The organism is Gillisia sp. Hel_I_86 (assembly GCF_007827275.1).
In the GTDB taxonomy this organism is placed as follows: domain Bacteria; phylum Bacteroidota; class Bacteroidia; order Flavobacteriales; family Flavobacteriaceae; genus Gillisia.
Genome location: NZ_VISE01000001.1, coordinates 1,055,723 through 1,080,405 on the forward strand (window position 1 = coordinate 1,055,723; position 24,683 = coordinate 1,080,405).

23 protein-coding genes are annotated in these 24,683 nt (G+C 35.7%); 1 reads left to right on the forward strand and 22 read right to left on the reverse strand.

Annotated elements, in window-relative coordinates:
- Positions 1-95: 95 nt before the first annotated feature.
- The 22 genes from serS to JM83_RS04710 form a co-directional block, all read right to left on the reverse strand.
- Positions 96-1,367 carry a serine--tRNA ligase gene (gene serS, locus JM83_RS04615; RefSeq protein ID WP_144959826.1) on the reverse strand — a complete coding sequence of 424 codons (1,272 nt, stop codon included), beginning with the start codon at positions 1,365-1,367 and terminating at the stop codon, positions 96-98.
- Between the two features lie 53 nt (positions 1,368-1,420).
- Positions 1,421-2,740, reverse strand: coding sequence for an HTTM domain-containing protein (locus tag JM83_RS04620; RefSeq protein WP_144959828.1), 1,320 nt, complete (start codon positions 2,738-2,740; stop codon positions 1,421-1,423).
- Entirely contained in the window at positions 2,730-3,668 is a 939-nt protein-coding gene (locus tag JM83_RS04625; RefSeq protein ID WP_144959830.1) for a bifunctional riboflavin kinase/FAD synthetase, read from the reverse strand. Before JM83_RS04625 ends, JM83_RS04620 begins: the two co-directional genes overlap by 11 nt.
- 7 nt (positions 3,669-3,675) lie before the next feature.
- Positions 3,676-4,302, reverse strand: coding sequence for an aminoacyl-tRNA hydrolase (gene pth / locus JM83_RS04630; protein ID WP_144959832.1), 627 nt, complete (start codon positions 4,300-4,302; stop codon positions 3,676-3,678).
- A gap of 197 nt (positions 4,303-4,499) precedes the next feature.
- Positions 4,500-5,138 carry a 50S ribosomal protein L25/general stress protein Ctc gene (locus tag JM83_RS04635; RefSeq protein WP_144959834.1) on the reverse strand — a complete coding sequence of 213 codons (639 nt, stop codon included), beginning with the start codon at positions 5,136-5,138 and terminating at the stop codon, positions 4,500-4,502.
- A 545-nt stretch (positions 5,139-5,683) separates the two neighbouring features.
- Entirely contained in the window at positions 5,684-6,625 is a 942-nt protein-coding gene (locus tag JM83_RS04640; protein ID WP_144959836.1) for a ribose-phosphate pyrophosphokinase, read from the reverse strand.
- 582 nt (positions 6,626-7,207) lie between these two features.
- Positions 7,208-7,816, reverse strand: a complete 609-nt coding sequence (locus JM83_RS19375; protein WP_261376347.1) for an SAM-dependent methyltransferase — start codon at positions 7,814-7,816, stop codon at positions 7,208-7,210.
- A 13-nt stretch (positions 7,817-7,829) separates the two neighbouring features.
- Positions 7,830-8,249, reverse strand: a complete 420-nt coding sequence (locus JM83_RS19380) for a class I SAM-dependent DNA methyltransferase (protein WP_315897858.1) — start codon at positions 8,247-8,249, stop codon at positions 7,830-7,832.
- A complete protein-coding gene (locus JM83_RS19385; RefSeq protein ID WP_261376348.1) occupies positions 8,146-8,748 on the reverse strand; it encodes a type I restriction-modification system subunit M N-terminal domain-containing protein in 603 nt (200 codons plus the stop codon). Before JM83_RS19385 ends, JM83_RS19380 begins: the two co-directional genes overlap by 104 nt.
- Position 8,749: 1 nt before the next feature.
- Complete coding sequence (gene rhuM / locus JM83_RS04650; protein ID WP_144959838.1) at positions 8,750-9,721, reverse strand: virulence protein RhuM/Fic/DOC family protein; 972 nt, start codon at positions 9,719-9,721, stop codon at positions 8,750-8,752.
- A gap of 84 nt (positions 9,722-9,805) precedes the next feature.
- Positions 9,806-10,135 (reverse strand): dsDNA nuclease domain-containing protein, encoded by a 330-nt coding sequence (locus JM83_RS04655; protein WP_144959840.1) that lies wholly within the window; start codon positions 10,133-10,135, stop codon positions 9,806-9,808.
- 828 nt (positions 10,136-10,963) lie between these two features.
- Positions 10,964-11,299, reverse strand: coding sequence for a serine hydrolase (locus tag JM83_RS04660; RefSeq protein WP_261376883.1), 336 nt, complete (start codon positions 11,297-11,299; stop codon positions 10,964-10,966).
- Entirely contained in the window at positions 11,299-12,021 is a 723-nt protein-coding gene (locus JM83_RS04665; RefSeq protein WP_144959844.1) for a serine hydrolase domain-containing protein, read from the reverse strand. The genes JM83_RS04660 and JM83_RS04665 overlap by 1 nt, the downstream gene beginning before the upstream one ends.
- A gap of 345 nt (positions 12,022-12,366) precedes the next feature.
- On the reverse strand, positions 12,367-12,927 hold the full coding sequence (locus JM83_RS04670) for an IS630 family transposase (RefSeq protein ID WP_144959846.1): 561 nt from the start codon (positions 12,925-12,927) through the stop codon (positions 12,367-12,369).
- Between the two features lie 13 nt (positions 12,928-12,940).
- Positions 12,941-13,339 carry a winged helix-turn-helix domain-containing protein gene (locus JM83_RS04675; RefSeq protein WP_186434943.1) on the reverse strand — a complete coding sequence of 133 codons (399 nt, stop codon included), beginning with the start codon at positions 13,337-13,339 and terminating at the stop codon, positions 12,941-12,943.
- 315 nt (positions 13,340-13,654) lie between these two features.
- Positions 13,655-16,891 carry a T9SS type B sorting domain-containing protein gene (locus JM83_RS04680; protein WP_144959850.1) on the reverse strand — a complete coding sequence of 1,079 codons (3,237 nt, stop codon included), beginning with the start codon at positions 16,889-16,891 and terminating at the stop codon, positions 13,655-13,657.
- 629 nt (positions 16,892-17,520) lie between these two features.
- Positions 17,521-19,173 (reverse strand): hypothetical protein, encoded by a 1,653-nt coding sequence (locus JM83_RS04685; protein ID WP_144959852.1) that lies wholly within the window; start codon positions 19,171-19,173, stop codon positions 17,521-17,523.
- A gap of 3 nt (positions 19,174-19,176) precedes the next feature.
- Positions 19,177-20,499: a M20 family metallopeptidase gene (locus JM83_RS04690; RefSeq protein ID WP_144959854.1), complete on the reverse strand. Its 1,323-nt coding sequence runs from the start codon at positions 20,497-20,499 to the stop codon at positions 19,177-19,179.
- 109 nt (positions 20,500-20,608) lie between these two features.
- A complete protein-coding gene (locus JM83_RS04695) occupies positions 20,609-21,361 on the reverse strand; it encodes a LytR/AlgR family response regulator transcription factor (protein ID WP_144959856.1) in 753 nt (250 codons plus the stop codon).
- Complete coding sequence (locus tag JM83_RS04700; protein ID WP_144959858.1) at positions 21,342-22,421, reverse strand: sensor histidine kinase; 1,080 nt, start codon at positions 22,419-22,421, stop codon at positions 21,342-21,344. The genes JM83_RS04695 and JM83_RS04700 overlap by 20 nt, the downstream gene beginning before the upstream one ends.
- 10 nt (positions 22,422-22,431) lie before the next feature.
- Positions 22,432-23,304 (reverse strand): hypothetical protein, encoded by an 873-nt coding sequence (locus JM83_RS04705; protein ID WP_144959860.1) that lies wholly within the window; start codon positions 23,302-23,304, stop codon positions 22,432-22,434.
- Positions 23,282-23,722, reverse strand: coding sequence for an ABA4-like family protein (locus JM83_RS04710; RefSeq protein ID WP_144959862.1), 441 nt, complete (start codon positions 23,720-23,722; stop codon positions 23,282-23,284). Before JM83_RS04710 ends, JM83_RS04705 begins: the two co-directional genes overlap by 23 nt.
- 246 nt (positions 23,723-23,968) lie before the next feature.
- On the opposite strand from JM83_RS04710, the gene JM83_RS04715 reads away from it, so the two are divergent.
- Positions 23,969-24,346: a BlaI/MecI/CopY family transcriptional regulator gene (locus JM83_RS04715; RefSeq protein ID WP_261376349.1), complete on the forward strand. Its 378-nt coding sequence runs from the start codon at positions 23,969-23,971 to the stop codon at positions 24,344-24,346.
- Positions 24,347-24,683 lie beyond the last annotated feature (337 nt).

The window sequence follows — 24,683 nt, forward strand, 5'->3', positions numbered from 1 at the left end:
ATCAATAATTTCTGGACAAGCCCAATAGGTATAAATTAGAAAATACTTTTAAAATTCGAGACAAGCCTCGGAGAATAAAACCCCCAATGAGGAATTTAATCGATCATTGTAAATCCGGTATATTTCACCAAAACCTCCGGTATTTTTATACCTTCCGGGGTTTGGTAATTCTCAAGGATTCCTGCAAGAACCCTTGGCAATGCCAAAGCACTTCCATTTAAGGTATGCAATAATTCCTTTTTACCATCTTTATCCTTATACCTCAGCTTCAATCTATTTGCCTGAAAAGTTTCAACATTAGATACAGAACTTATTTCCAACCAACGATCCTGAGCGGTAGAAAACACCTCGAAATCGTAAGTAATCGCAGCAGTAAATCCAAGATCTCCCCCACACAATTTCAAAATTCTATAAGGTAATTTTAGATCTTTCAATAGCTCTTTAACATGATCTACCATCCCGTCTAAAGCAGCATAAGAATCCTCTGCTTTTTCTATGCGCACAATTTCAACTTTATCAAATTGATGCAACCTGTTCAAACCTCGCACATGTGCTCCATAAGACCCCGCTTCCCTCCTAAAACAAGGCGTGTGGCCCGTACAAGAAATAGGCAGATCTGCTTCAGTAAGCATTCTGTCCCTAAAAAGGTTCATCATTGGTACCTCCGCAGTAGGAATTAAATAAAGATCATCTTCAGTAACATAATACATCTGCCCTTCTTTATCTGGTAATTGTCCCGTTCCAAATCCTGATGCTTCATTTACCAATAATGGTAATTGAAATTCTGTATATCCGGCATCTACCGCCTTGTCAAGGAAATAAGTAATCAGGGCGCGTTGTAGCCTTGCGCCTTTTCCCTTATAAACTGGAAATCCTGCCCCGGTAATTTTATTACCAAGCTCAAAATCTATGATATCGTATTTCTTCGCCAATTCCCAATGTGGCATAGAACCTTCTGCCAATACTGGAATTTCCCCTTCCTTATAGATCTCTTCATTATCATCTTCTGTAGATCCCGCAGGAACTAAATCGTTGGGAATATTGGGAACGGTATAAAGCAGTTGCTCTAATTTAGCAACAATTTCGTTAAAACTATCTGAAAGCTCTTTGGACTTATCTTTTAACTGGGAAGTTTTCTCTTTTAAAATATTCGCTTTTTGCTGCTCGCCAGATTTAAACAACATCCCAATTTCCTTGGAAAGCTGATTGGATTCGGCCAAAGTTTCATCTAACTGCGTTTGTGTGGAGCGGCGGGATTCGTCCAATATCAAGATCTCTTCAAAGACATCTTCGGCATTGAAATTACGTTTTTTAAGGGCTTTGATATATCCCTCTTTATGCGCTCTAATATTGCTAACTTGTAACATAAGGCCAACTGATTTTTAGTAAGCAGCAAATGTAGCAAAAGCAAGTAAAAATATCAGTTTAATTTGGAAGGTAAAATCCAGTTGTGGTGCTTAAAGTGTTGCCACTTCTCATTAGCAAGATCTACTTTTGGGTCTATAAATTGCTGATAAGGCCTCCCGTTCACACTTACTTTAGAGTCTACAAATACCTGCACATCTTGCCCTTTCTTGGCATACTCACGTTTAAGGCGCTGCGAAAATTGCCAAATCATGTCTGGCTTGGAATTTATGGCTCCTAATTGCTTTTTGGACAAAAATTTACTTTTATCTATATATTCCACTTCTTTGGTATCCTTATCTACTACCCTAAAAGCACTGCGCCCGCTTTTGCTACGCAACATCATTCTCCAGGAAAGTCGGTGGCCCTCCTCTGTCCATAACACATCGTCTTCAAAGAACCAATGTCTTAATGGTAATACCAGTTGAAAAATGAACCAAATAGAGACCACTGCCAAAAACGCATTTCTGTACTTCGGGACAATAATTTCCTTCTCATCGTAATATTTCTTTTTTCCCCTTAGGAACCATTTGTTTATTTTTTCTGAAGGGAAAAAGAACAACATCAATGCGAGTGAGAGATACGGAAAGATCCCAATATGAAAAATAAAACTATTGAACAGGTGAAAGAATATGGCCGCGATAAATATAGGAACCCTGGTTTTTCGGTAAAGTAATAAGGGAATTATAAGGAGGTCGAACAAAAACCCAAACCAGGAAATGGTAAAATGTGTCCATTTTTGCTGGAGCAACTCTCCTACCAACCAATAGTCTGCCTTGGATTTCATTAAAATCTCCGGAAATGCACCCGTAAACCAATCTGGATATAGTTTTGCTACCGATGCATAAGTGTAAACGATCCACATTTGGAACACGATAAACAGCCAAACCCAACGAGGCATTGAAATTTCCCGAAGGGAAGGATTCCTCCATGCATCTATGGAAACATTTTTATGCGCCGGCAAAAAGAACATGATGCCACACAAGAGCATCAATAAATAATAATGATTGTTGTAGGAGGATTTTTGCATGAGGTAGACCGATGCCCACATAATGCCGTAACAAAAGATGCTGAACCTATATTTGTAACCCACCATTACAAGTAAGCCAAACAGGCCCATTACTCCGTAATAATACAACATTCCGTCCCCTGGAAGCGGTTGCAAAAATTCGAAACCTATAAAGTTGAAGGTTTCCTGGGGCTCTATTAGGGTGCGTTTAATCCAACCAGTGGCAATACTGCCAAAAGCTTCCAAAGCTATTAACAACCCAAAAAAAACACGGAAGACCACCAGTGCAGAATTATCGATACGGGTAAAAAGGAACTTATTCAGCATAGTTGTCCTTGATAAACTGCGAGCTAAAAGCTTCGTCTTGTTTCATCGCTATTTTTAAGGAATCTATAGAATCGAAATTCTTTTCGTCCCGAATTCTGGCAAGCAATTGAATCTCCAACTTTTGTCCGTAAAGATCCTGGTCCAACAGGAAAAAATAGGTTTCTATCGTTTTCTCTGTGCCGCCCACGGTAGGATTGGTGCCAATATTCATCATTCCAAAATACGGAATTTCATCTATGGTTGCACGTGCTATATACACCCCATTTTTTGGGATCAATTTATACTTTTCTTCAATTTTTAAATTGGCGGTTGGGTATCCAAAATCTTTCCCAAGCCCTTTTCCCCTTACCACAGTGCCCGTTAGCATAAAAGGCTGCTGAAGGTAGCGATTCGCTTTTTCGACCTTTCCTTGCATCAAGGCTTTTCTAATCTTTGTAGAACTTACCGCAACATTTTCTATCTCTTCTTTACCAATTTCTTCTACTTCAAAATCATATTCTTTTCCAAACTCTTTTAAGGTATTGATATCTGCAATTCTATTTCTTCCAAACCTATGATCGTAACCAATAATGACCTTTTTAGCATTTAGTTTGTTTACCAATATGTCCAGAACGAATTCTTGCGCTGTAAGCCTGGAAAATTGATGGGTGAAAGGATGGATAATTAGATGGTCTATCCCAGAATTGGAAAGGAGCTTTTTACGTTCGTCGATCGTATTGATAAGTTTAATATCGCTCTCCTTTTGCAATACCATTCTTGGATGCGGGAAAAAAGTGAGTATTGCCGACTCCATATTACTGAGTTTCGCAGTATTCACAAGCTTTTCTATAATTTTTTGATGGCCCGCATGCACTCCATCGAAAGTTCCAATGGTGATAACCGTTGGATGTTCACTTTTAAAGGTATATGCTCCTAAATGTTCTTTCAAATGCCTCTTATTTACCGTTAAAAGTATTCATTGTAATATTTATTCCCGCAGTTCCAAAGGATTTTATAAGCTCGGCTGCTTTTTCCAAGCGTTCTGGAAGGTTTTTTTCTTCTTCCAAAGACCATTCCCCCAAGACATAATCTACTTGTCGTCCTTTAGAAAATTCATCACTTATCCCAAACCTAAATCTATTATATGTTGTGGTGTTTAGCTGAAGTTGAATATCCTTCAACCCATTATGGCCGCCATCACTTCCTTTGGTCTTAAGCCTTATAGCTCCAAAATTGAGGTTGAGATCATCTGTAACCACCAGCAAATTCTCCAAAGGGATTTTTTCCTTGGTAAGCCAATAGTTCACCGCTTTCCCGCTAAGGTTCATATAGGTGCTGGGTTTTAGTAGAATAAAAGTCCGCCCTTTAAACCGGAAACTCGCAATATCCCCAAGCCTATCGGTTGAAAATGACACCCCTTCCTTTTCAGCCAAATAATCCACTATTTTAAAACCAATATTATGCCTGGTATTGTGGTATTTGGGACCAATATTCCCAAGCCCCGCAATCAAAAATTTCTTCATAGGGTCTACTTCTTCCTCTTTTGGTTCACTACTAAATATTCTTCCGAAGAAAGCCAACATGGAATTTGTTTTGGTAAAGATAAAATTAATAATATTCTTTGCCCGGGCAATTTTTAGTTGGACACTTTTAATAATCGAGTTTTGATCGCTTCAGAACAAACATAGCACTTATGGTTGAAATGTTTATAAACAAAAAAGCATTCCGAATCCCGAACGAATCGGAACAGGAATGCTTTTAATTTTTTGCTAAATAATAATTACTCTTTTACGGCAGCAGCATCATCTACCTCAGTAGCTGGAACTTCATCTGCAGCAACTTCTTCCTCATCTTCAGCTTCATCAGCAATAAGGTTACGAGATGTCTTAACTTGGCAAATTACCGTGTTGTCTGGATGGTTAATTGTAAAATCGTCACTTGCAACCGCAGTAACGTACAATTTGTTTCCAATTTTAAGGGAAGTTACATCGGCTTCAATAAAATCTGGAAGATTTCCAGGAAGGCCTTTCACTTTTAAACGACGAAGGTTGTAACGTAAAACCCCACCATTTTTAACTCCACGAGCAATACCTTTGGTATGCACAGGAATCTCCATGGATATTTCCTTGTTGTCGAATATTTGATAGAAATCCATGTGAAGGATAGCATCGCTTACCGGGTGAAATTGGATGTCCTGAAGAACAGCGTCAATTTTCTCCCCACCTTCCAAAGTTATTACCACTGTATGCACATCTGGTGTGTATACAAGGTCTTTGAAGGCAATTTCATCTGCTGAAAAATGTAATGGTTCGCCTCCTCCGTATACTACGCAAGGAACCTTTCCAGCATTACGTAAGGCTTTAGTGTCCTTTTTGCCCACGCTTTCTCTTTTAGATCCGTTGATCGTGATTGATTTCATTATAAAAAATTTTAGTGTGCAAAGGTGCGACTTTTTTAACTAGTATAAAATACTGAATTGGAAATATTTAGGAATAGTGTTCTGGTAAAAGATTAAAGATCGCTTCGCTGTTAGAGAAAAGAGCGCTTTGCTGATAGACAAAAGAAACTAGAGAAAAGAAAAAAGACTTAATTTCAACTAATTGGTAATCAATTTTTTTGTTTGTCCGTAAAGTATCCTAAACTGAAAAAGGAAGTCATTCTGCCCCGACTGTTCGGAGGTTTCAGAATCTCATTTCAATGGGAATCAATACAATATTGAGACCCTGAAACCCGACCGACCGTTACGGGCCAGGGTGACGTCCAAATTTTGGAGTATGACTGTTTACGGATATACAATAATTTATTAAGCTTTTTTGAAGATTAAAATTCGGTAAGAGATTAAAGATCGCTTCGCTTAAAGAGACAAGAACAAAGACTTGGTTTCAACTAATTGAAAATCATTTTGTTATAAATTATTGAGCTTCCTCAAAAACAAATTTTTAAAAATTAAGTGATATACAAAACTTACATTATAAATTTAGAGCTGATGGATTTATTGTTGTGTACACGGTTCATTACATCTGCAAAAAGATTGGCACAACTCACTACTTTAATTTTTTCGCTCTTTTGTTTTAGGGGAATAGAATCTGTTACTATTAATTCTGCTAATTTTGAATCTTCAATTCTTTTATAAGCATCTCCAGAAAGCACTGGATGCGTACAAATAGCCCGTACACTAATGGCTCCTTTTGCCATCATTACATCTGCAGCCTTCGTAAGTGTTCCTGCGGTATCCACCATATCGTCCACCAATACCACGTTTTTACCCGTTACATCGCCAATAAGTTCCATATGGGAGATCACATTTGCTTTTGCACGTTGTTTGTAACAAATAACCACATCGCTTTCCATCGCTTTAGAATAGGCATAGGCCCTCTTGGAACCACCCATATCTGGGGAGGCAATCGTTAAATTGTCCAGTTTCAAATTCCTTAAATAAGGTAGGAATACAGTAGAAGCAAATAGATGATCTACAGGTTTTTCAAAAAATCCCTGAATTTGATCGGCATGAAGATCCATAGTGATTATTCTAGTTGCACCTGCGGTTTCCAAAATACTAGCAACCATTTTTGCCGCAATGGGAACCCGAGGTTTATCTTTTCTATCCTGTCTAGCCCATCCAAAATAAGGCATCACAGCAGTAATATGTCTTGCTGAAGCCCTTTTTGCAGCATCCAACATCAAAAGCATTTCCATAAGATGATCTGCACCAGGATGTGTAGATCCAATTATAAAGACACGGGAACCTCTTACAGACTCTTCAAAAGAAGGCTGAAATTCTCCATCGCTATAAGTACTAGTTATAACATTTCCCAGTGGTGCTCCGTAGGCTACAGCTATTTTTTCGGCTAATACCCTACTTTGGGTGCAATTAAAAATTTTGGCTTCGGGAATTAAATTTGGCATTTGGTGTTGTGTTTTATAGGGTTAAACCATGGTTTTGTTGTGTCCCCAAATTTAGAAATTTATTCCCTGCCATTCCCAATAGAACCCCTAGAATGTTTTTAATATTTTTAGAACCTAAAGGGCTAACGATAAACCCGCTAACTTAAATGGAGTTCGAGAATATGTCCAAAACCTGTGACATGAGGCGCATTTACTTAATGTAGATTTTCTTCGGAATGCAGGCTCAATGAATCCAAATAACTCAAATCCTATTAAATTAGGTTTTAAGAAATAGCATATTATCTCATTTGCTATCAAACACTATGAATCTAAATGTTAAATAAGAAAAATTGCAAATGGTTGCACCTCTGTTGTACCAAAAAATAAAAAAGGGTTTAGAAATTAATCTAAACCCTTGGTACTCGAGGCGGGAGTGCTTTAAAATTTGTTCACGCCTTTAATATTGGGCTGTCCAAGCATTGCTTATAGGAGTGTCCCCGAATTAGACACCTTTAACTTAGATTTAACAATTGAGGATTGCAGTGAGACAGAACTTATCTAATAACGCTGTTTTCATCCAAAGAAAATTCTATATTAGTCAACCTATTTTAGGATGAGGCAGTTGGCTTTTGTTTCTCCGTTTATCGTTTCCATTATTTCCCTAAAGCTATTAAGTCCGGATTCAATGTTCTCAATAATTTCTAATGCTAAAATGTCCGAATCTGGTAAATTATCCAAGTCAGTCAAACTTTTGTCCTTCAGCCAAAAAATATCCAAACTAGTTTTGTCTCTCTTTATAATATCATCATAACTGTATTTTTTCCATCTGCCATCTTCGTTTTCTTCGCTCCAAGTTTCTTTTCGCTTGCTTATATTTTTGCCATTATAAAGTTCAATAAATTCTGAAAGATGTTCTTGACGCATCGGATTCTTCTTGGGCGTGTGATGTACATTTGTTCTGTAATCATAAAACCAAATGTCTTTTGTCCAAGCTTCCTTATTCGCAGGTTTATTGTTGAAAAACTCTACATTTGCCTTAACTCCTTGCGCATAAAATATACCTGTTGATAATCTTAAAATGGTATGCAATTCGGCTGTTTTCATCAACTGTTTTCTAACTTCTTCACCTGCACCACCCTCAAAAAAAATATTATCTGGAAGTACAACTGCTGCCCCCCAGTTTATTTTAAGCTGTGTTTTTATATGTTGCAAGAAGTTTAATTGCTTAGTTAGAGGTAGTTTCCCAGAAATCTTGTCTATTATAGCTTAAATCCTCTTTTACTATTTCACCCTGCTCATTGGTAAACGTCCTACTGCTTTTCTTCCCAAAGGGAGGATTAGCTAGAACATAATCAAACCGTTCTCCATCATCCGAAATTAGGGCATCATTTGGATTTATAAACGATTCCCCATCTATTTCGCCAATGTTGTGCAAATACATATTCATTAAACACATTCTACGTGTATTGGCAACAATTTCATTACCGTGAAATGTTTTATTTTTAAGAAATTCTTTCTCTTCTCGGTCTAATTTGTTGTTATCAATAATCCAGTCGTATGCTGCTAAAAAGAAACCAGTTCCACAAGCTGGATCGACAATGGTTTTCATTGGTTTTGGCTGTACACAAGCCACTATCGCTTTTATTAAAGCTCTCGGTGTAAAATATTGTCCTGCCCCACTTTTGGTATCTTCTGCATTTTTCTAGTAGACCTTCATAAATTTTTCCCTTGATGTCTGCACCCATCATACTCCACTCTTCTTTATCAATTAAATTAATAACCTTGAGCAATTTAGCAGGGTCTTGTATTTTGTTTTGACTCTTAGTGAAAATCTGTCCTAACGTTCCTTTTTCTGTTGAAAGTGTACGTAATAATTGACTGTAAAAGGATTCTAATTCTGTACCACGCTTACCAGACAATGTTTCCCAGTTGGCTATTTCGGCGTCTTCAACCTCATTGCCTTCAACATCTTTTAGTCTTGGAAAAACCAAGCCTTTATTATAAGGTGGTTTGTTGAGCTCATCTGCCATTTTCAAGAATAGCAAATAGGTAATTTGTTCTAAGTAGTCCCCATATCCTACCCCATCATCACGAAGTACGTTGGCAAGGTTCCATATTTTTGATATTATTGAACTGTCGGTCATTTTATTTATTTCTATTTAAAACGCTAATCACTAATCGTTTTACCGTTTCCATTTCTTCGGGTTTACTAGAAGCAATAAAAAGTGTTAAACTAGCTAAAGTGTCGTTGCTAATTATGGGTTGTTCTTTACTGTTAAAAAGCATTTTGTTTTGTTGTAAAAATTTCAGAAAACAAGCTGCTGCTATTCGTTTATTGCCATCTACAAACGAATGATTTTTTACTATCAAGTATAAAAGCATGGTGCCTTTTTCTTCTAGTGTGGAATAAAAATCATCTTCTCCAAAGCCTTTTGCAATTTGGGCTACGGAACTTTCAAAGCTTTTATCTTTTTCTTTACCAAATACTTCGGAATCAAATTCGGCCAACATTTGATTGATGAGTTTTTGATAATCTGCTAAACTTGGGTAATTTGCTTTTCTTTCGGTTAAACCTTTAGCATCTAATTGTTCGTGGTCATAATCATCTAATAGGCTTAAACCTTTGGCAAAAACAGTCAACCATTCATTATCGGCTGTTTTTTCTTCAATAGCTCTGCTTAAAATTTGAATACCATTTTTTAATATGTATACTTCTTGTTCTTTTTGAGCTAAACGTTTTTCATTAACAGTATATCCTTTTACTAGATATTCTTTTAAAACACGAGTTGCCCATATTCTAAATTGTGTTCCTTGTTTTGATTTTACACGATATCCTACTGAAATAATGACATCAAGATTATAGTGTTCAATCTCTCTTTCTACTGTTCTATTTCCTTCTTTTCGAACTTGTCGGTATTTCCGACTAGTTGCTTCTTGCTCTAATTCTTTTTCCGAAAAAACATTTAAAATATGTTCAGTAATAGTGCTCCTTCCTTTACCAAACAAAGTTGCCATTTGGTCTTGTGTAAGCCAAACCGTTTCCTGTTCAAATTTTACCTCAATTTGAGTAGAACCATCTTTAGCTTGATAAATCTCTATTTGGTTTTGTGTCTCCATATCTTTTTAACTACCGAGTATTTCTAGGTAATTCATTTTATTTTATTTTTGAACTGTTGCATTTTTTGCACAAGTTCATTTTTTTCATTCCAAATTCATCATTTCCTTTCCGCCTTTATCCTTTCCAGATATTGAAAGTTTATTTTGACTTGCCTTTGTTAAAGCATTCACAATCCAATTTCCGGCATCTTTGGATTTTATTTGAAAGAAATCCATATTCTCTGGTTTAATGCAAGAATCTAAAATGATTAAATCATCGTGATAATCAAATAAAAAGACGTAGCCTTCATTCTTCTCGTAGAACTTAAGTAATAAGAATAGAGATAAGTTTTTTTGATAATTATATTTTCTAGCATTTTTGCTGCCAGACTCTTCTCTCGGTTTTATCTTTATTAATTCTTGCTGTATCTTCATTACATATTCCAACGGTTTTGGTGTCGAGTAGACAAGGGGAATTTCACCCCAAGCCTCTCCCAGAACCGTACGTGATAGTCTCCCATCATACGGCTCTTGTTATACTTTTCAATGGCCAAGGTAAGTAAAAACCTGTTTGAAGGCTATTGAATTTGTCCCATCCCATAAACTCATCCTCTTTCAAGTTGGTAAATGTTATGTGACTGTATAACCTAACCCCTTTGCTCCATTCCCATTACAGGAACTTCATCACTACTACGGGTTAGTCCGCCCCTGAACATAACCTTGGTATTCTACCTCTAGGTTGATCCTATTGTGTATTTTCCTTAACATCTATGTTCAGGTGCCCGAGTTCCATAATCAAGCCTGGATAAAAGTCATGCCCCCTGAATGACGCTTGTCGTATAGCCAATAAATAGGTAATCGCTATACTCTTTAACTCCGTGCGTTACTCCGTAGTTTTTGACAGGATGTAGCAACTTCTCGACACCTCATAAGGGGTTCACTTTTGTTCATCTCTTTTATCCGTACCTGATCACGCTCTTGGCGTGACCGTTTCCTAAACGCTCAATACCCTGGCTCTTTACCAAAGCACCTTTAGGTGGTTTAATGCTCTCTTATAAGACGACATTGGTAGGTCGGTTCTACCATCTTAATTACAGTTCACAATGACTATTTATTGCCGTCATTGCTTGCTCGGCACACTAACGCAAGTAGCGTGGAATGGGGAAGCGTTCTTGTCGGCTTTGTTGTATTTTACTTGGTGTCTAAAATAGCACTTTTCACCACAATGCCCGCTATTTGCTGTTTACCGATGCTAGCAAACGGTTATTCTGCTATGGCTTGTTCGTAATTTGTATTAATCAATTCTCGTATCAAATCGGGATTTTTTTGGTTAATCATAATAACTATTCCCCAATCAGATTTCTTGTCGTAAGCAATGATTGAAGAACAAGAAAATGTGTCTCCATCTTTATAAAAGAAAGTATCATCTCCGTTTCGTTCTATTTCTTGTCCGAAACCTATTTCCCTTTGGGTGTTTTTAAAATAAGTTTTTTCTGTGATTCCCGTCGCCTGAGAAATCTTTCCTTCATCTGATAAAAGTTTTTTTAGAAATTTTATCATATCCGATGTGTTAGACTTTAATAGACCCGCAGGCACCATCAAAGAATTCCAATTAAAGAATTCTTGCTCAGTTCCGTTTGTATTGTATCCTGTAACTTATTTTTTACATTGAAGTCAGTTGTTAACGTATTAGCCATTTGAGCAGGAGTGAGTATTTTTTCCCTTACTAATGTATCAAAATCTTTGGCGTAGATATTTTCTAATATCATTCCCATTAAAACGTAACTAATATTTGAGTAATGGTAATTTCCATAATCCAATAACGATGTTCTGTCGTTGATAATTGAATGAACTATTTCTTTATTTATGTCCAATGGTTGATTGGGATTCAATTCCATCAGTTTTATAAAATTGAAATCTGGCAGTCCAGATTGATGAGACGCTAAATCTGAAATTTTCAGTTTGCCTTTAATTTCGTCAGATAGTATGTATTCTTTTGGCAGATAGTTATCTATAAAGTCATCAGTTTTTAACTTTCCTTCATCTTGTGCTTGGGCTAATAAGTTAGCAGTTAACACTTTGGTAACAGAGCCAATTTCATAAATCGTGTTCTCATTCACTTCCAATTCACTTTTCCGACTTATTTTTCCGTAATTGAAAAAATATTCTTTTCCCATGTCGATGAATCCTATACTAATTGCAATTTCTGGATTTTTATTATGAATTATCTGGCTAATTGAATCAATCTTTTGCGCTCGGGATTGACCAAAAGCAAATTGAACTGTTATCAATAAGATTATTAAACTACGGATGATTTTCATTGATGGAGGTTTTATTATAAGTCTTGTAGTGAATATTAATGTTACCGAAATATTCGTTTTAATTGTTTGGTAACTTGTTATATCAAACCATTATTTATTTAATATCCTACTCACACGGGTCAGGGCAGTTTTGCTCAATTTAAATATTGACTTAGGCACTTAATTACTAATATTTTTTATAAGACATGGCGATGCGTTTACCTTTCGTATCATAAGATTATAACATATTGGGGATTTAATTACGAGGGTTCTTGTACACCCGTAAGGTGAGGTCGATAATCACACTCACTAAATGCACATAGCATATACAACGCGTGAGCTCTCTTATTTTAATATAATACCAATTTAACTATTAAAAGTCGTAATAAATGCATTTACATAATGGTGATTGCCAGTAATTGATTTTATTGTTTGCTTGCCCATATCTTTTACGATTTGATGTAGCCATTGTTTAAGCTCCTGCATTGATTTAAACCTTTGATTTTTAAACCTATTTTTAATATACTGCCATACTTGTTCACACGGATTGAGTTCTGGAGTGTAAGGCGGAATTCTCAACAAATATATATTCTCGGGAACATTAATGTTTTTTGTCGAATGAAAACCAGCATTATCAATTATCACAATTTTAAATTCTTGAGGTTTGTATTTAGAGAAGTTCTCTAGATAAGCTTCGAAAACAGTAGTATCTACTCCATCAATTTCCCAGACAAAACTATTTCCGTTTATTGGGGAATAACTACCATATAGATAAGTTGTTTTAAATATGTGTTGATATTTGACAATAGGTTTGATCCCGCAGGCTGTTAAGTGTTTGCCGGTATGGGTCATCATACCAAATCGAGCTTCATCTTGAAAGTACAAATTTACTTGCTTATACTTGTTTTTATTTAGACTTGTTCTAATGTTGTCTAGGTCATTAGGGAGTTTTTAAAAAAGCTTTTCCAGCTTCTTCATCTTTTTTATAATGAGATTTACGGGGGCTTTTAAGCTTGGTCTTAAAATGCTTTATCAAATATTTGCGCAACCAATGGTATTGTATATCTATGTCAAATTCATTATTTACCCACGCTTGCGCATCCCAATATCCTAAAAATCCCTGGTCGCTAGAATTCAAACGTTTTTCAAGTTCCTTATGTATTTCAGGAGTGATTATTTTTGACTTTTTGTTCTTGGGCAAATCAGTCAATAAAAACGATATTCCATTTTCAAGATACTGTTTTGTCCAGCGTTGTTGGGTTCGTGGATCAATACCTAAATAATCGCAAAGCTCGTGGCGTGTTTTAAATTTGTTCTCTTTTAGATAGATTAAAAACATAACACGCTTTTCATGCTTTATATTAGTTTGACTTTTGCGGAGTGCCTTAAGCTCTTCAACGCTTTGGGTTATTGTAAATTCCTGTGGTTTTGCCATTAGTAAATATACAAAAAAATAACGACATTGTATAAGTAAATTGGTATAACTAAACTACGGGATAGCACAATAAACATGAATGAGAGTACAATAACCTTTCTGATAAAGATCTTATAGTTTATACATTGGCTTGCTGCTTTTGTAAAACTATGCTGAACTGGAAATGACAGAAATACTTATCGGTTCTAATGACACCGGTTTTTCTTTTTTATAAAGGGGTTAGGATCTTATTAAAGAAAAATGGCCACTATGAACCTTGCCGTCATTTAGGTTTACCTGAAACCAGTAGTCATCAGAAGGCATTGGCATACCGTTATAATTGCCATCCCAACCGTTACCCGAGGGATCCAGCTGTACCAGTAATTTTCCGTAGCGATCATAGATCTGGATAAAACTTGTAGTTTGGTCAGAGATGCCTTTTATAATCCAGGAATCGTGGTATCCGTCATTATTTGGAGTAAAAAATCGTTCGTAATTGATAATGTTTATTAATTGTATTGCCTGGCCACATCCATATTTATCGCGAATAGTAATATAATATTCACCCCCCTCAACATCTTCAAATAAATTCCCATCCTGAAAATTGATGCCATCCAGTGAATATTCAAAATCTCCATCTCCTGAAGCGAATATTTCAACCGTAGAATTTTCGGCAAAGTCTCTATAGGATATCTTATCTATAGTCGGAGCTTCTGAATGAACCAAATCAAATTCCTTATAGCTTTCGCAGAGTATTCCATTTTCTTCTTTAAGAATGCTAAGGCTATAAGTACCTTCTTCATTTATGGATATGGAAGAATTATTGGACAGTATATCGCCATTAGGGCCAAACCATGAAACACTATACATTTCGCTTGTTTCCAGAGACAATGATTCCCCAGCATAACAGATCTGATAGGTATCTTTAATTAATATTTCTGGCGGAGCTACTGTCCTTAAGTTGAAATGAACTTCAGCAGAGCAGGATTTATTACTAATATTTTCAACTTTTGCTATTATTTCCTGATCGTAAGGCTGCAGGTTCTGGAAATTTCCGTTCTCAAAATCATTCAGCTGTTCACCTTCCATGCTATAAAATGTGATGCTAAGATTATTCTGCCCACCAATAATATTTTCTGTGACATGCTCGGTATTAAAAAAGGCATATCCGTTACCTTCATTACAGGCATAAAGATCTGACGGTTGATTGATGCCTGGTTTTGAGGATGTTTTAAGCAATATTTTATTTTCTGAATAACAACCGCTAGTTTCATCTGTTAGCCTTATAGTGAGATAATCCTCATTTTTTTGAAGATTGGTATAAGGATTTGGGAGCTCATTCATTTCCATCCCGTCAGAATTGAAAAAAGATACTCTTATGTTTTCCTGGCTTCCGGGTATTTGATCCATAATTTCGCTGGTGTCAAAGAATTCTGATATACCATCGTTATTGTCATCACAGCCGGTTAAGTCAGGCAGTGTAATCGCATTTGGTGGAGCAGTCGTGCCAATTGTAAAATCAGTTTCATTGTAACAATTGCTGTCGGTATTTGTAGCTCGAATTGTTATCGTTTCTCGATCCTTAATTTTATTTACAACTTTATCTAATTGAGAATTGGGGATTTGCTGGCCATCCTGAAAAAAGAATTCCGTATTGATATTATTACTCGAGCTATCTGACTGAATTTGAGTTAAATCGAAAGTAGCGAATCCGTTATTGTCGCTGCTGCATAGGAATATATTTTCAATACCTGAAAGATCCGGCAACAGATTGACAATTAAATCAAAAGTAGTCTCATCATAACAGCATGGTTCATCTTTTCTAGCGACTCTTACCTTGATAACCTCCCTATCCCTTACCGTATTTGTAAAAGGATTTGGAAGTGCATCATACTCATTTCCGCTCCCATCGATATAAGTGATAATTTTATCTGTTTGATTTCCTAAAACCTGAGTTTCAATATTCGAAGTATCAAAAGAATTAGAAATTCCTGTACCAGCTGAACTTTCACAGGCTTCAATATTATTAATTCCGTAAGCTTGAGGTGGCTCTTTCACATCGGTGGTTTCGGTTAAAAGCTCAATACTGCCGTCTCTACCCGTAACATTCGCCGTAATAGTATATATTCCGTCTTCTGAAAAATCATGAAAAGGTGATCTTTCTGTAGATGTATTATCTACACCCGAAGCCGGATCCCCAAAATCCCATTTAATTGAAGCAATGTTTGATTCATTCTCCACACTGAATTCCGTTAAAAACTCGGAGCAGATATTAGAAATGTTCATCTGAAAATTGTTGGTAATATGTTTTACGCTTCCTGTTACGTTTATGTATAATTTTGCTTTTGGCCACCCCGTATCTCTTACATCTAAGAATTTTCCGTAAGGAGTGCAGCCGCCGTTGTAGGACCTAATCCATGTTACACTTCCGTCATCTACCTCTGTAGCAGCCGGAAACATATAATACTTGGTTTGATATACTTCCACCAATATTCTTTTTACGTCCTTTGGCACAACCACGGGATTATCAAATTCCACATTAATTATTTCAGGAATTGCATTTGTAACCGAATTATAATAAGCTAAAGTTACTTCCTGGCTGGCACCTATCAAATTGTTATCTGAAAATGAAGCAGGAAAATTATCATCTATTTCATAGATTCTAAATTTAATGCTAACTCCTCCTTGAACCTGGCCAATTCCAATTTGACCAGAATTAATTATAAATTCTTCATTTTCGGATATCCCAAAATCGTTTAAAATAAAATCTCTTGAATAGCCCATGCCACCATAGGTGCACCCATAAATTACGCGATTAATTAATTCATCGCAAACATTGGGATTCAAAGTAGTAGTAGCTCCGGAGTTAGCAGTGCTAAATGTTTCCCCCGTAGCATTTATGTAAAAATTCGCATCTGGAACCGGAACTTCTAGATCATCGGTTGAAGTATAGGAATAATATTTTCTACATCCTTTATACCAAGATTCACCGGTGTCGTTTTCTGTCCCTGCAATAATTACTTCCGCGGAATTTGGATTATAACTATCGGGGCTTTTTCCTATAGTAATTAAAATTTTTTTTACTCCTGACGGGACGACAATTGGCGACTCTAAATCGAATTGAATAATTTGAGGAGTATCTATTTGTGGCAATAGCATATATCCTCCATACCCCAGAAGGAGTGGTTCTGATTCGGGAAATTTGGAATCAACACTATAAACACCATATTGTAAGTTGGCCCCATTATAAGATTTACTAATGGCAACCTCTATTGATTTAATTAAAAACTGTTCACCTGAGGTTATTCCGAAATCAGAAAGTTCAAAAACCCTTGCCCAGTTTTCATAATCCTCACAAGATGGCATGCCAGTTTCTATTGGGTTTGTACCAATATTATGGGTTAATTTAATTTGACCATTTGCAATTTGAAAGGATAGAATAACTAGAAATAAAATTGCAGGGAATAATTTGTTCATTTTTGGACTGAAAAAGTTAACTGTTTTTCAAAATTTGATATAGTGCAAGATTTGTTTTTATCGTCGCAGATAAAGCTATATGGCATAAAATTTCAATAATCCTAATAGGGTAGAAATGGATTCTGCAAATTATATGGTGGGTAAAGTTATAAAATTATCTTAAAAATTCACATTTCTTTAAGAAAGAAGCTGTCATTATAAAGGAAATGATCTTAAGGCATAATTCAGCTGAAAAATAAGAAGACTTATAAGTTCTAGTTTAATAGTTCTGTATCTGGATTTTTCGGTCTCGTAAACTCTTGTTGATCTTTCCTTCACTCGTAAAGTTATTAGTACCCCTTCAATAACTATATAATAGCGTTTATAAAAAAATAGAAAATAATGTCTTCTGGAAGTCATCACTGTAATAAAAGTGTTTAGAAAACATAAAGCTCTTTTATGTGGCCTTTTTCGCTACCATCACCCTCAGTTTTTTAGGAGGTGATGACATCATAATTGAAATAAAAACAGCAGAGGACACATTTACTGTAAGAATATTTCTGTTTTCATAAATCCATGCGTCGATCATCTATGAGCTTAACTATTTGATTTGAACATTTATCTTGTCTCAGCAAGAGCCATCGAACCAATTATTTCTTAATATGTTTGAGCATTTCTTTTGCGCTCTTACCTATTTCGCCATCGGAGTCTAAAACAATTGCCTTTTCAAGAAACTTGACGGCTTGATTTTTATCTCCTACTTTTAAATATGCCTCCCCTAAATTTTTCCAAGAATTTGCGGAATTTGGAAATACCTGCGTAATGAACAAAAATATCTGAATGCCACCTTGAACCTCTTCAGGTCGGCCACTGTGCAAAAGAAAATATCCAGATTTAGTTAGTTCGGCTTCAAAATTAAAAAAGCTATATCTGGGATCCTGTATCATTCTAGGGACCTCTTGTGCCAGCTCCTGCATTTTTCCAGCTAAATACAGATCGGTTATATATTGCATTGGGTCTGGCTTGAAATCACTTCCAGAAAAGTTCAGAGCAGCATCGAGTACGGGGTCTTGATTGGATGTATATTCCTCAAAATCCATGGTAACGGGAATACTTGGCGCAATCCACTCGGCATTCTGCCAGGCGGGCTTATCTTGCCACCATGCAAAAGATAGGTACACGGGAATCTTACTATTGGGTAGAGGAACAGGACGTGCATCGCCATAGAAATTAATATTTTCCGCCGTAGGTTCGCCTACGAAGATGACATTCGTATAATTGTCCAGTTCATTTACAAGGTTCTGACAGGCCGAAAAAGTTCGCCTTCCGATAATTACGAAGAAACTACCCACTTTATTTATTTTTTCGGTTTCAATGATGCCAGTGATAATGTCCTTGTTTAAGAAGTTATTTCCACCTCCGTTCAACCGCACATCGAGTATCAGTTTTTCTACATCATTGTTTTCGATAAAATCAAAAACACGTGCATAAAAAGATGATATGTCTTCTTCTGGGTCGTCCTGTATTTGGCTGTGCCTAACATACAAGGCTTTCTCTTGGGGTAAGTGTTCGAAAAAATAAATCTTGTCAAGGTTTTTTAGATATAATGGAGTAGTTGATTGATTTCTTGCTTCCAACCAATTTTCATCTTTCCAGACATGACTATATTTCGTTGGTACGGTTTCTCCCTTAGGCAGTGCTTTAAAAGACTGAGTAAAGAGCTTGCCATCTTTTTCTAAAGTCAGTTCTATCGAATTCTCAAGTTTATCAGTGATCCCCTGCGCATGAAGCACTTCGAGTATTCTTAGATAATTGATCCCATAGGCCTTAAAATACTGGTCGTTTTCAACATTCACAGCGGGACGTATTCTCTCTAATGCCTCAACGATGGGAATGTTATTAATTTCTATAACCTTAGCGCCAATAGCTTCTGAATAGTTATTATGCACCCCCTGAAGATAGACCCCATCACTAAACTCGTACAAATTAATAGGCAAATAATGGAACTCGAAAGGTTTCTGATTAAAACCAATGTCACTATGACCATATTCGAATAGGGCAATAATTCTAGAGATGCCAACGATGACCTCATGTTCTTCTAGATCCGGAATATTTTTATAAAGTGTTTCGACTTCAGTATCGAAAATCTCTTTGGTCGTTTTCACAAATAGAAAAGGATAATCTTTATGAACAGTAGTTTGTAAAAACCGAAGGTCTTCTTGCCATTGTTTAGTGGTGAGGTTTTCTTGCGCGGGTAACTGCAGGAAGACCAGAATATGGAATAATAGTAGTATGTTTTTCATGATTTAGTTGTTTAGTCGTTCAATGATCATTGATGAAAAATAGTTTACTCCTGTTCTGATGCTTTCTTCATCTACTTCAAAGTTGGGAGTGTGTGGCATAGCAATAATTCCCTTCTCATTATTAGAACCTCCTAAAAAGAAATAAACGCCTGGCACAGATTTCTGAAAATATGCGTAATCATCACTAAATTGAAGTGGGGCGACCCCATATAAGGGAATAACACTTTGCTTTCCATAGATACTAGAGATACTTTTCATCGTTTCATTGGTCAATTCTTTGTTATTCATAGGTGTTTCCATAACAGGTAATCCTTTCTGAAAATTAAATTTGACAGATAGTAGCTCTTTGGAATACTTAGAAGTTTCAATTTTATTTTTGATCATAGGTAAAAACGTATCCAATCGTTCCTTAGTACTAGCATTAAGTAATACTCTTATTTTCAACGTGTCCTTAGATTTTTTAACATCAAAATAGAGCTTATCCATCAATGCGGTATAATCTTTATAAATCGTATTTGGATTGGTTACTCCCAACTCCGGGCTAAATATATTGTTATTGTCCCAAAATTCAGCGTTTGGCCCATAGGTTTGAGCACTCGTCATCAATTCTTTTGTAAAATCGACTAAAGCCTCTTGGTTATTAGACGCTTTATATGCTATTTCAACAACCGTAATATGAGTAAATACATTTGCTGATTTAGTGGCTATGGTACCAACAGGGTATGGAGAAATATGTAGTCCATAAATTTCATCAGGTTGAATCAGATTAAACAATCCATCTGCAATCATTGCTTTTGCACCTTTATTAAGTTCTTCCGCAGGTTGAAAAATAAAATAGATGGTACCATCTAATTTTTCCTTTTGGTTTGCCAAAACATTGGCGATTCCCATTCCTATGGTAGTATGGACATCATGACCGCAAATATGCCTTACTCCTTCATTTTTTGATGAAAAATCCACAACATCTGGAACATCTGATGGCATTGCATCAATATCGGCTCTCCAGGCAATTCGTTTCCCAGCTCGGCCAGTATTTAAGATCCCAACGACACCATAGCCACCAATATTAGTTTTAACTTCTAGACCTAAGGCTAATAAATATTCAGCAATCTCTTCTGAAGTTCTTTTTTCTTTCCCTGACACTTCAGGATGTTCGTGGAAGTCTCTACGAATTTTTACAAGACTATCAAAAATCTCATCTGTGTAAGATTGAACTGATTGATGAATTGAAGATGGAGTTGTGGCATTTTGACCAAATGTAAACAACCCACAAAGCAAAAACTGTAAGAGCAACGCGGTTCGGATTTTTTTTGTAGCTAAAGTCATTTTTTCTATTGTTAAATTAATATTGGTGCAATATCAATTTAACCTTCCTTTCTGAATAGCCATTTTTGCCAGAGTATCGCAAAGGATGGTTGAATTGTAACGACCTATATTACTTATTCATCCATTCCTTAAAATCGCTGGTTTTTGGTCTGCTTACCACAAATTCTAGATCTCGTGGATTGGTAATTGAAAGTTTAACCCGATGATTAAAATAAGGTTCGATTTTTTGAATGGAAGTTTTAGAGACGATTTGTCCACGATTGATTCTATAGAATGTGTTCTGATCTAATGAACCTAATAATTCATCCATTGTTTCATCGATAATATAGCGCTTATTTGAAGTCACGCCAAAAGTGATGCTATCCTCAGAATAACAATATAGCAGTTCTGAAACCTTGATTTGTACGAGCCCACTTCCCTCTTTTACCAACAAGCCTTCTCTTTTAGGGGGTGCCTGTATACTGCCAAGTAATTGTTTTAATATGGAAGGGTCTATAACAGCTGGTTTACTCGACTTCAAGAATTTGTCCAAAGCACTGCTTAAATCATCTTTTTGAATGGGTTTTAACAAATAATCTACACTATTCACTTTAAATGCTTGGATAGCATATTGATCGAAAGCCGTTGTAAATATAATCGGAACTGGTACCTCTATTTTTTGAAAAATCTCAAAACTCAATCCATCGGCCAGTTGGATGTCCATAAAAATCAAATCAGGTGTAGTGTTTTTTTGAAACCATAGCACGGCATCTTCGACGGTATCGATTATTCCCAATAATTGATAATCGAAATTACAGGCTTTTAGCATGTTTTGCAATTGGCTTGCTGCCCTAGGCTCATCTTCAATTATCAATATTTCCATAGCTATACTTTTGTTCTGATGTTTTTAATAATGGAAGGGAAACAGAAAATTGATTTCCGTTATTATTAATTTCGATTGATTTACTGGAAATCAATGTGTACCTTTTTTGGATATTTTTTAGTCCGACCTTCGTGGATGGCAATTGGGTAGATTTCGCTTCCATCTTATTGCTAACGACCAATTTATTATCCTCGACAACTACATGTATTATTAGCGGTTTTGCTTTTGAGATCACATTGTGTTTTATTGCATTTTCCAATAAAAGTTGTAGGCTCATGGGTACGATCATAGTATCTAAAGAAGTTTCAGGAATGTCCCAAATCAATTTTAAGTTATCCCCGAACCGCTCAGATTGTATATGAATGTAGGATCGTGCAAATTTTAATTCATCCCTGAGACAAATCAGATTAGCGTTTCCAGATTCCAATAAAAATCGATACACATCCGATAGGTTATCTACAAATTCTTTTGCATCCTCCTTGGAGTTTTGATCGATGATATCTCGAAGTGTGTTAAGGGTATTAAAGAAAAAGTGTGGTTGGGCCTGATTTCGAAGTGCATCTAATTGAGCTTGCACAATAGCCTGCTTTGATTGTTCTTCTTCCTTTATTGATTTTTTGAGCCGAGTGTGGTAATAAATAGCTTCATAAATGGCCATTGTCATGACACTTATGATAATAATAGGTAGAATTACTTTGGGTGAATTATTGTGGGAGGTTTGCTGAAAAATGAAAGACATCAGCCTATTACCTAAAAAGTCGACCAGTAGAACGGTGCTGACAATTGCAAGAAATAATAGTGTAAGACGTTTGGAATCATCTTTAAAACTGGGGTATTTTTTTCGTAGGAGGATAATAATAGTGCGAATTATAAACCAATCACAAATGGTAAAAAGCACGCTTACCAAATAACTAAAGAACAATTCAAAAAAAGATAGGTTCTCCAAGGTTCCACTAAGCGTATAGAAGATTATAGAGGCAAGGACCAAAATACCAATGACCACAAACCAGAAGTCATCAAACCCTAAATATTTTATACGTTTCTCTTTGTTAAGCAGCATTCTAATTCAATTATGTTACAATGAACGGGATACCCTGTTTCGCTTGATAGAAGATTAATCCGATCCATGAGCCGAATAAAACTCCAAAAACAGTTACTGCAATAACTTGATTTCGAGTCGAAGTCTTCCATTTTTTAGATACCCATAAGGCGAAGAACGGAATTATCTGAATGCCGTGCAATCCGAAAAAATGTGCGATCCGTAAATCCCCGCCAACGGTACTCCAATTAACTAATGCTAGTCCCGCCCCTCCATCAGCCACACCAACGTTATGGCCCATCTGGCTTATCATCTGACCTCCTACCCAACTACCAAAAAACACCACTAGCCAGCCTAATAGTATAGACCATTGAATTGATTTGGTGGTTCTAAGTTTCAGACGAATAGTGTCGAAGATAAACAATACCATAATTAAAACATTTATACCAATGAAAACGCCCATTAACAAAAAAAGAATTGAGTCAAATGCAGTTTCGTTGTTGTAGTGAGATTGTACACCCCTTGAAGCCTGAAAAGCAATGATACCCATTTCCAACAAAAGCGTCCAAGAAACAATGTTATTTATGGTGTTTTTCTTCCTTCTGGAATATGGGTATTTTGTGATAAGATATCCAACCGTCAAAAGGTAAATGCCTATAGAAACTGAAAATTTCAGCGGTTTTACCCAAACATTAACCCCCATTAGGCTTCTCTCATCGACTAAGAGCCCGAACAAGCATCCGATACCAAGAATGAAGATACTGATGGCGGTCCAATAAACTACGGGGCTATCTTTCTTGACCGTATGAAGTATTTTGCTCGTTAATCTTCTGCACTCTAAAAATAGTGTCGCAAAATAGTTCGAAACCAAAGGATGTACCCTAGCTGTGTTTGTGGCTATCATAATTTTTTAGTTTTATCGATTTGATGATCATAAATAAGAGAAAGCCTATAGGGCCAAACAGAAAGGTTAATACAAGACAAGGTGCTATCAGTGCTTGATGAACACCTAATTCTTTATTCTGATCTAGTATCCACATACCTATCAGTAAGTCAAAGGCCAGATAATGAACCCAACCCGCCAAGACGGCATTTTCTTCAGTAAATAAAATCATGACAGCCGATAGACTACCAAAATCCATTTGTCCACCATTTTGTAATGATTTAATAATATAAACGGCATAAACAAATGATAGAATTATAGGAATCACTTTAAAATCAATCAAGAATCTAGTAACCTTCCATCTGGATAAGAAAATCATCAAGATCCACATAGGTATAGCTATCTTGTTGACCATCGAAAAGACATCAGTTGGTGTCATAACTATCTAGTTTGAAAAATTGTTATTAATTAAACGATAGTTCAAATATGTCACCGTTGACTAGAAAACAAAATGAATTTATCCTCAAGCATCGTAAAATGCCATTGAATCGTCGAGTATAAGACTTAAGGATTATTAGTCTGATTATTAAAAAAGGTAGTTGGCAGCAAATAAATATGACAATTTTCGTTTAAAATAATATTTATTGAAATTTATTACTACATTTGTAGTATCAAAACTACTCTTGTGGATATAAAACAGTTAAATAATACGGAACTTGAAATCATGAAATATCTCTGGAAAATTGAAAGAGGATATCTAAAAGATATAGTTGAAGAATTTCCAGAACCAAAACCAGCTTATACAACCATATCTACACTGGTAAGTAGAATGGTAAATAAAAAATATATTGGTTTTGAGAAAAATGGTAGGGATAAAAATTATTATCCAATTTTAAAGAGAAACGATTATTTCAAGAAACATTTTAAAGATATTGTTTCAAACTTTTTTAATAATTCCAGTTCTCAATTCGCATCATTTTTTACTAAAAATTCAGATCTAACGCTAGAAGAATTAAAGGAATTAGAAAAAATTCTTCAAGATAAAATATCTAAAAAAGAGTAATATGATAGAATTTATATGTTATAACATAATATCTCTAGGGCTATTCTTTCTTATCTATATATTTCTATTAAAAAAGGAAAAGAACCTAAGACTTAATAGGATTTATTTGATAATATCACTTTTTCTATGTTTTACTTCGCCTTTTTTGCAATTGGATTATGGTTTAAATTGGAATCCTATAAATAAGATTGATAAAGGCAATGAATTTGAAAATATTGAATTTTTTTCGCCCAATTTATCCTTTGAGAATTCTGAAAAGATAAATTACAAACCAGCAAATAAATTTTCTGTCATTTCAATTATATATCTCACAATATCCTTGATAATGCTTCTAAGG

Coding starts and splice junctions, on each gene's coding strand:
- serS (WP_144959826.1), bottom strand. CDS start 1,367: ATGTTACAAGTTAGCAATATTAGAGCGCATAAAGAGGGATATATCAAA.
- JM83_RS04620 (WP_144959828.1), bottom strand. CDS start 2,740: ATGCTGAATAAGTTCCTTTTTACCCGTATCGATAATTCTGCACTGGTG.
- pth (WP_144959832.1), bottom strand. CDS start 4,302: ATGTTGGCTTTCTTCGGAAGAATATTTAGTAGTGAACCAAAAGAGGAA.
- JM83_RS04635 (WP_144959834.1), bottom strand. CDS start 5,138: ATGAAATCAATCACGATCAACGGATCTAAAAGAGAAAGCGTGGGCAAA.
- JM83_RS04640 (WP_144959836.1), bottom strand. CDS start 6,625: ATGCCAAATTTAATTCCCGAAGCCAAAATTTTTAATTGCACCCAAAGT.
- JM83_RS19385 (WP_261376348.1), bottom strand. CDS start 8,748: ATGACCGACAGTTCAATAATATCAAAAATATGGAACCTTGCCAACGTA.
- rhuM (WP_144959838.1), bottom strand. CDS start 9,721: ATGGAGACACAAAACCAAATAGAGATTTATCAAGCTAAAGATGGTTCT.
- JM83_RS04655 (WP_144959840.1), bottom strand. CDS start 10,135: ATGAAGATACAGCAAGAATTAATAAAGATAAAACCGAGAGAAGAGTCT.
- JM83_RS04660 (WP_261376883.1), bottom strand. CDS start 11,299: ATGGTGCCTGCGGGTCTATTAAAGTCTAACACATCGGATATGATAAAA.
- JM83_RS04665 (WP_144959844.1), bottom strand. CDS start 12,021: ATGAAAATCATCCGTAGTTTAATAATCTTATTGATAACAGTTCAATTT.
- JM83_RS04675 (WP_186434943.1), bottom strand. CDS start 13,339: ATGTTTTTAATCTATCTAAAAGAGAACAAATTTAAAACACGCCACGAG.
- JM83_RS04680 (WP_144959850.1), bottom strand. CDS start 16,891: ATGAACAAATTATTCCCTGCAATTTTATTTCTAGTTATTCTATCCTTT.
- JM83_RS04685 (WP_144959852.1), bottom strand. CDS start 19,173: ATGAAAAACATACTACTATTATTCCATATTCTGGTCTTCCTGCAGTTA.
- JM83_RS04690 (WP_144959854.1), bottom strand. CDS start 20,499: ATGACTTTAGCTACAAAAAAAATCCGAACCGCGTTGCTCTTACAGTTT.
- JM83_RS04695 (WP_144959856.1), bottom strand. CDS start 21,361: ATGGAAATATTGATAATTGAAGATGAGCCTAGGGCAGCAAGCCAATTG.
- JM83_RS04700 (WP_144959858.1), bottom strand. CDS start 22,421: ATGCTGCTTAACAAAGAGAAACGTATAAAATATTTAGGGTTTGATGAC.
- JM83_RS04705 (WP_144959860.1), bottom strand. CDS start 23,304: ATGATAGCCACAAACACAGCTAGGGTACATCCTTTGGTTTCGAACTAT.
- JM83_RS04710 (WP_144959862.1), bottom strand. CDS start 23,722: ATGACACCAACTGATGTCTTTTCGATGGTCAACAAGATAGCTATACCT.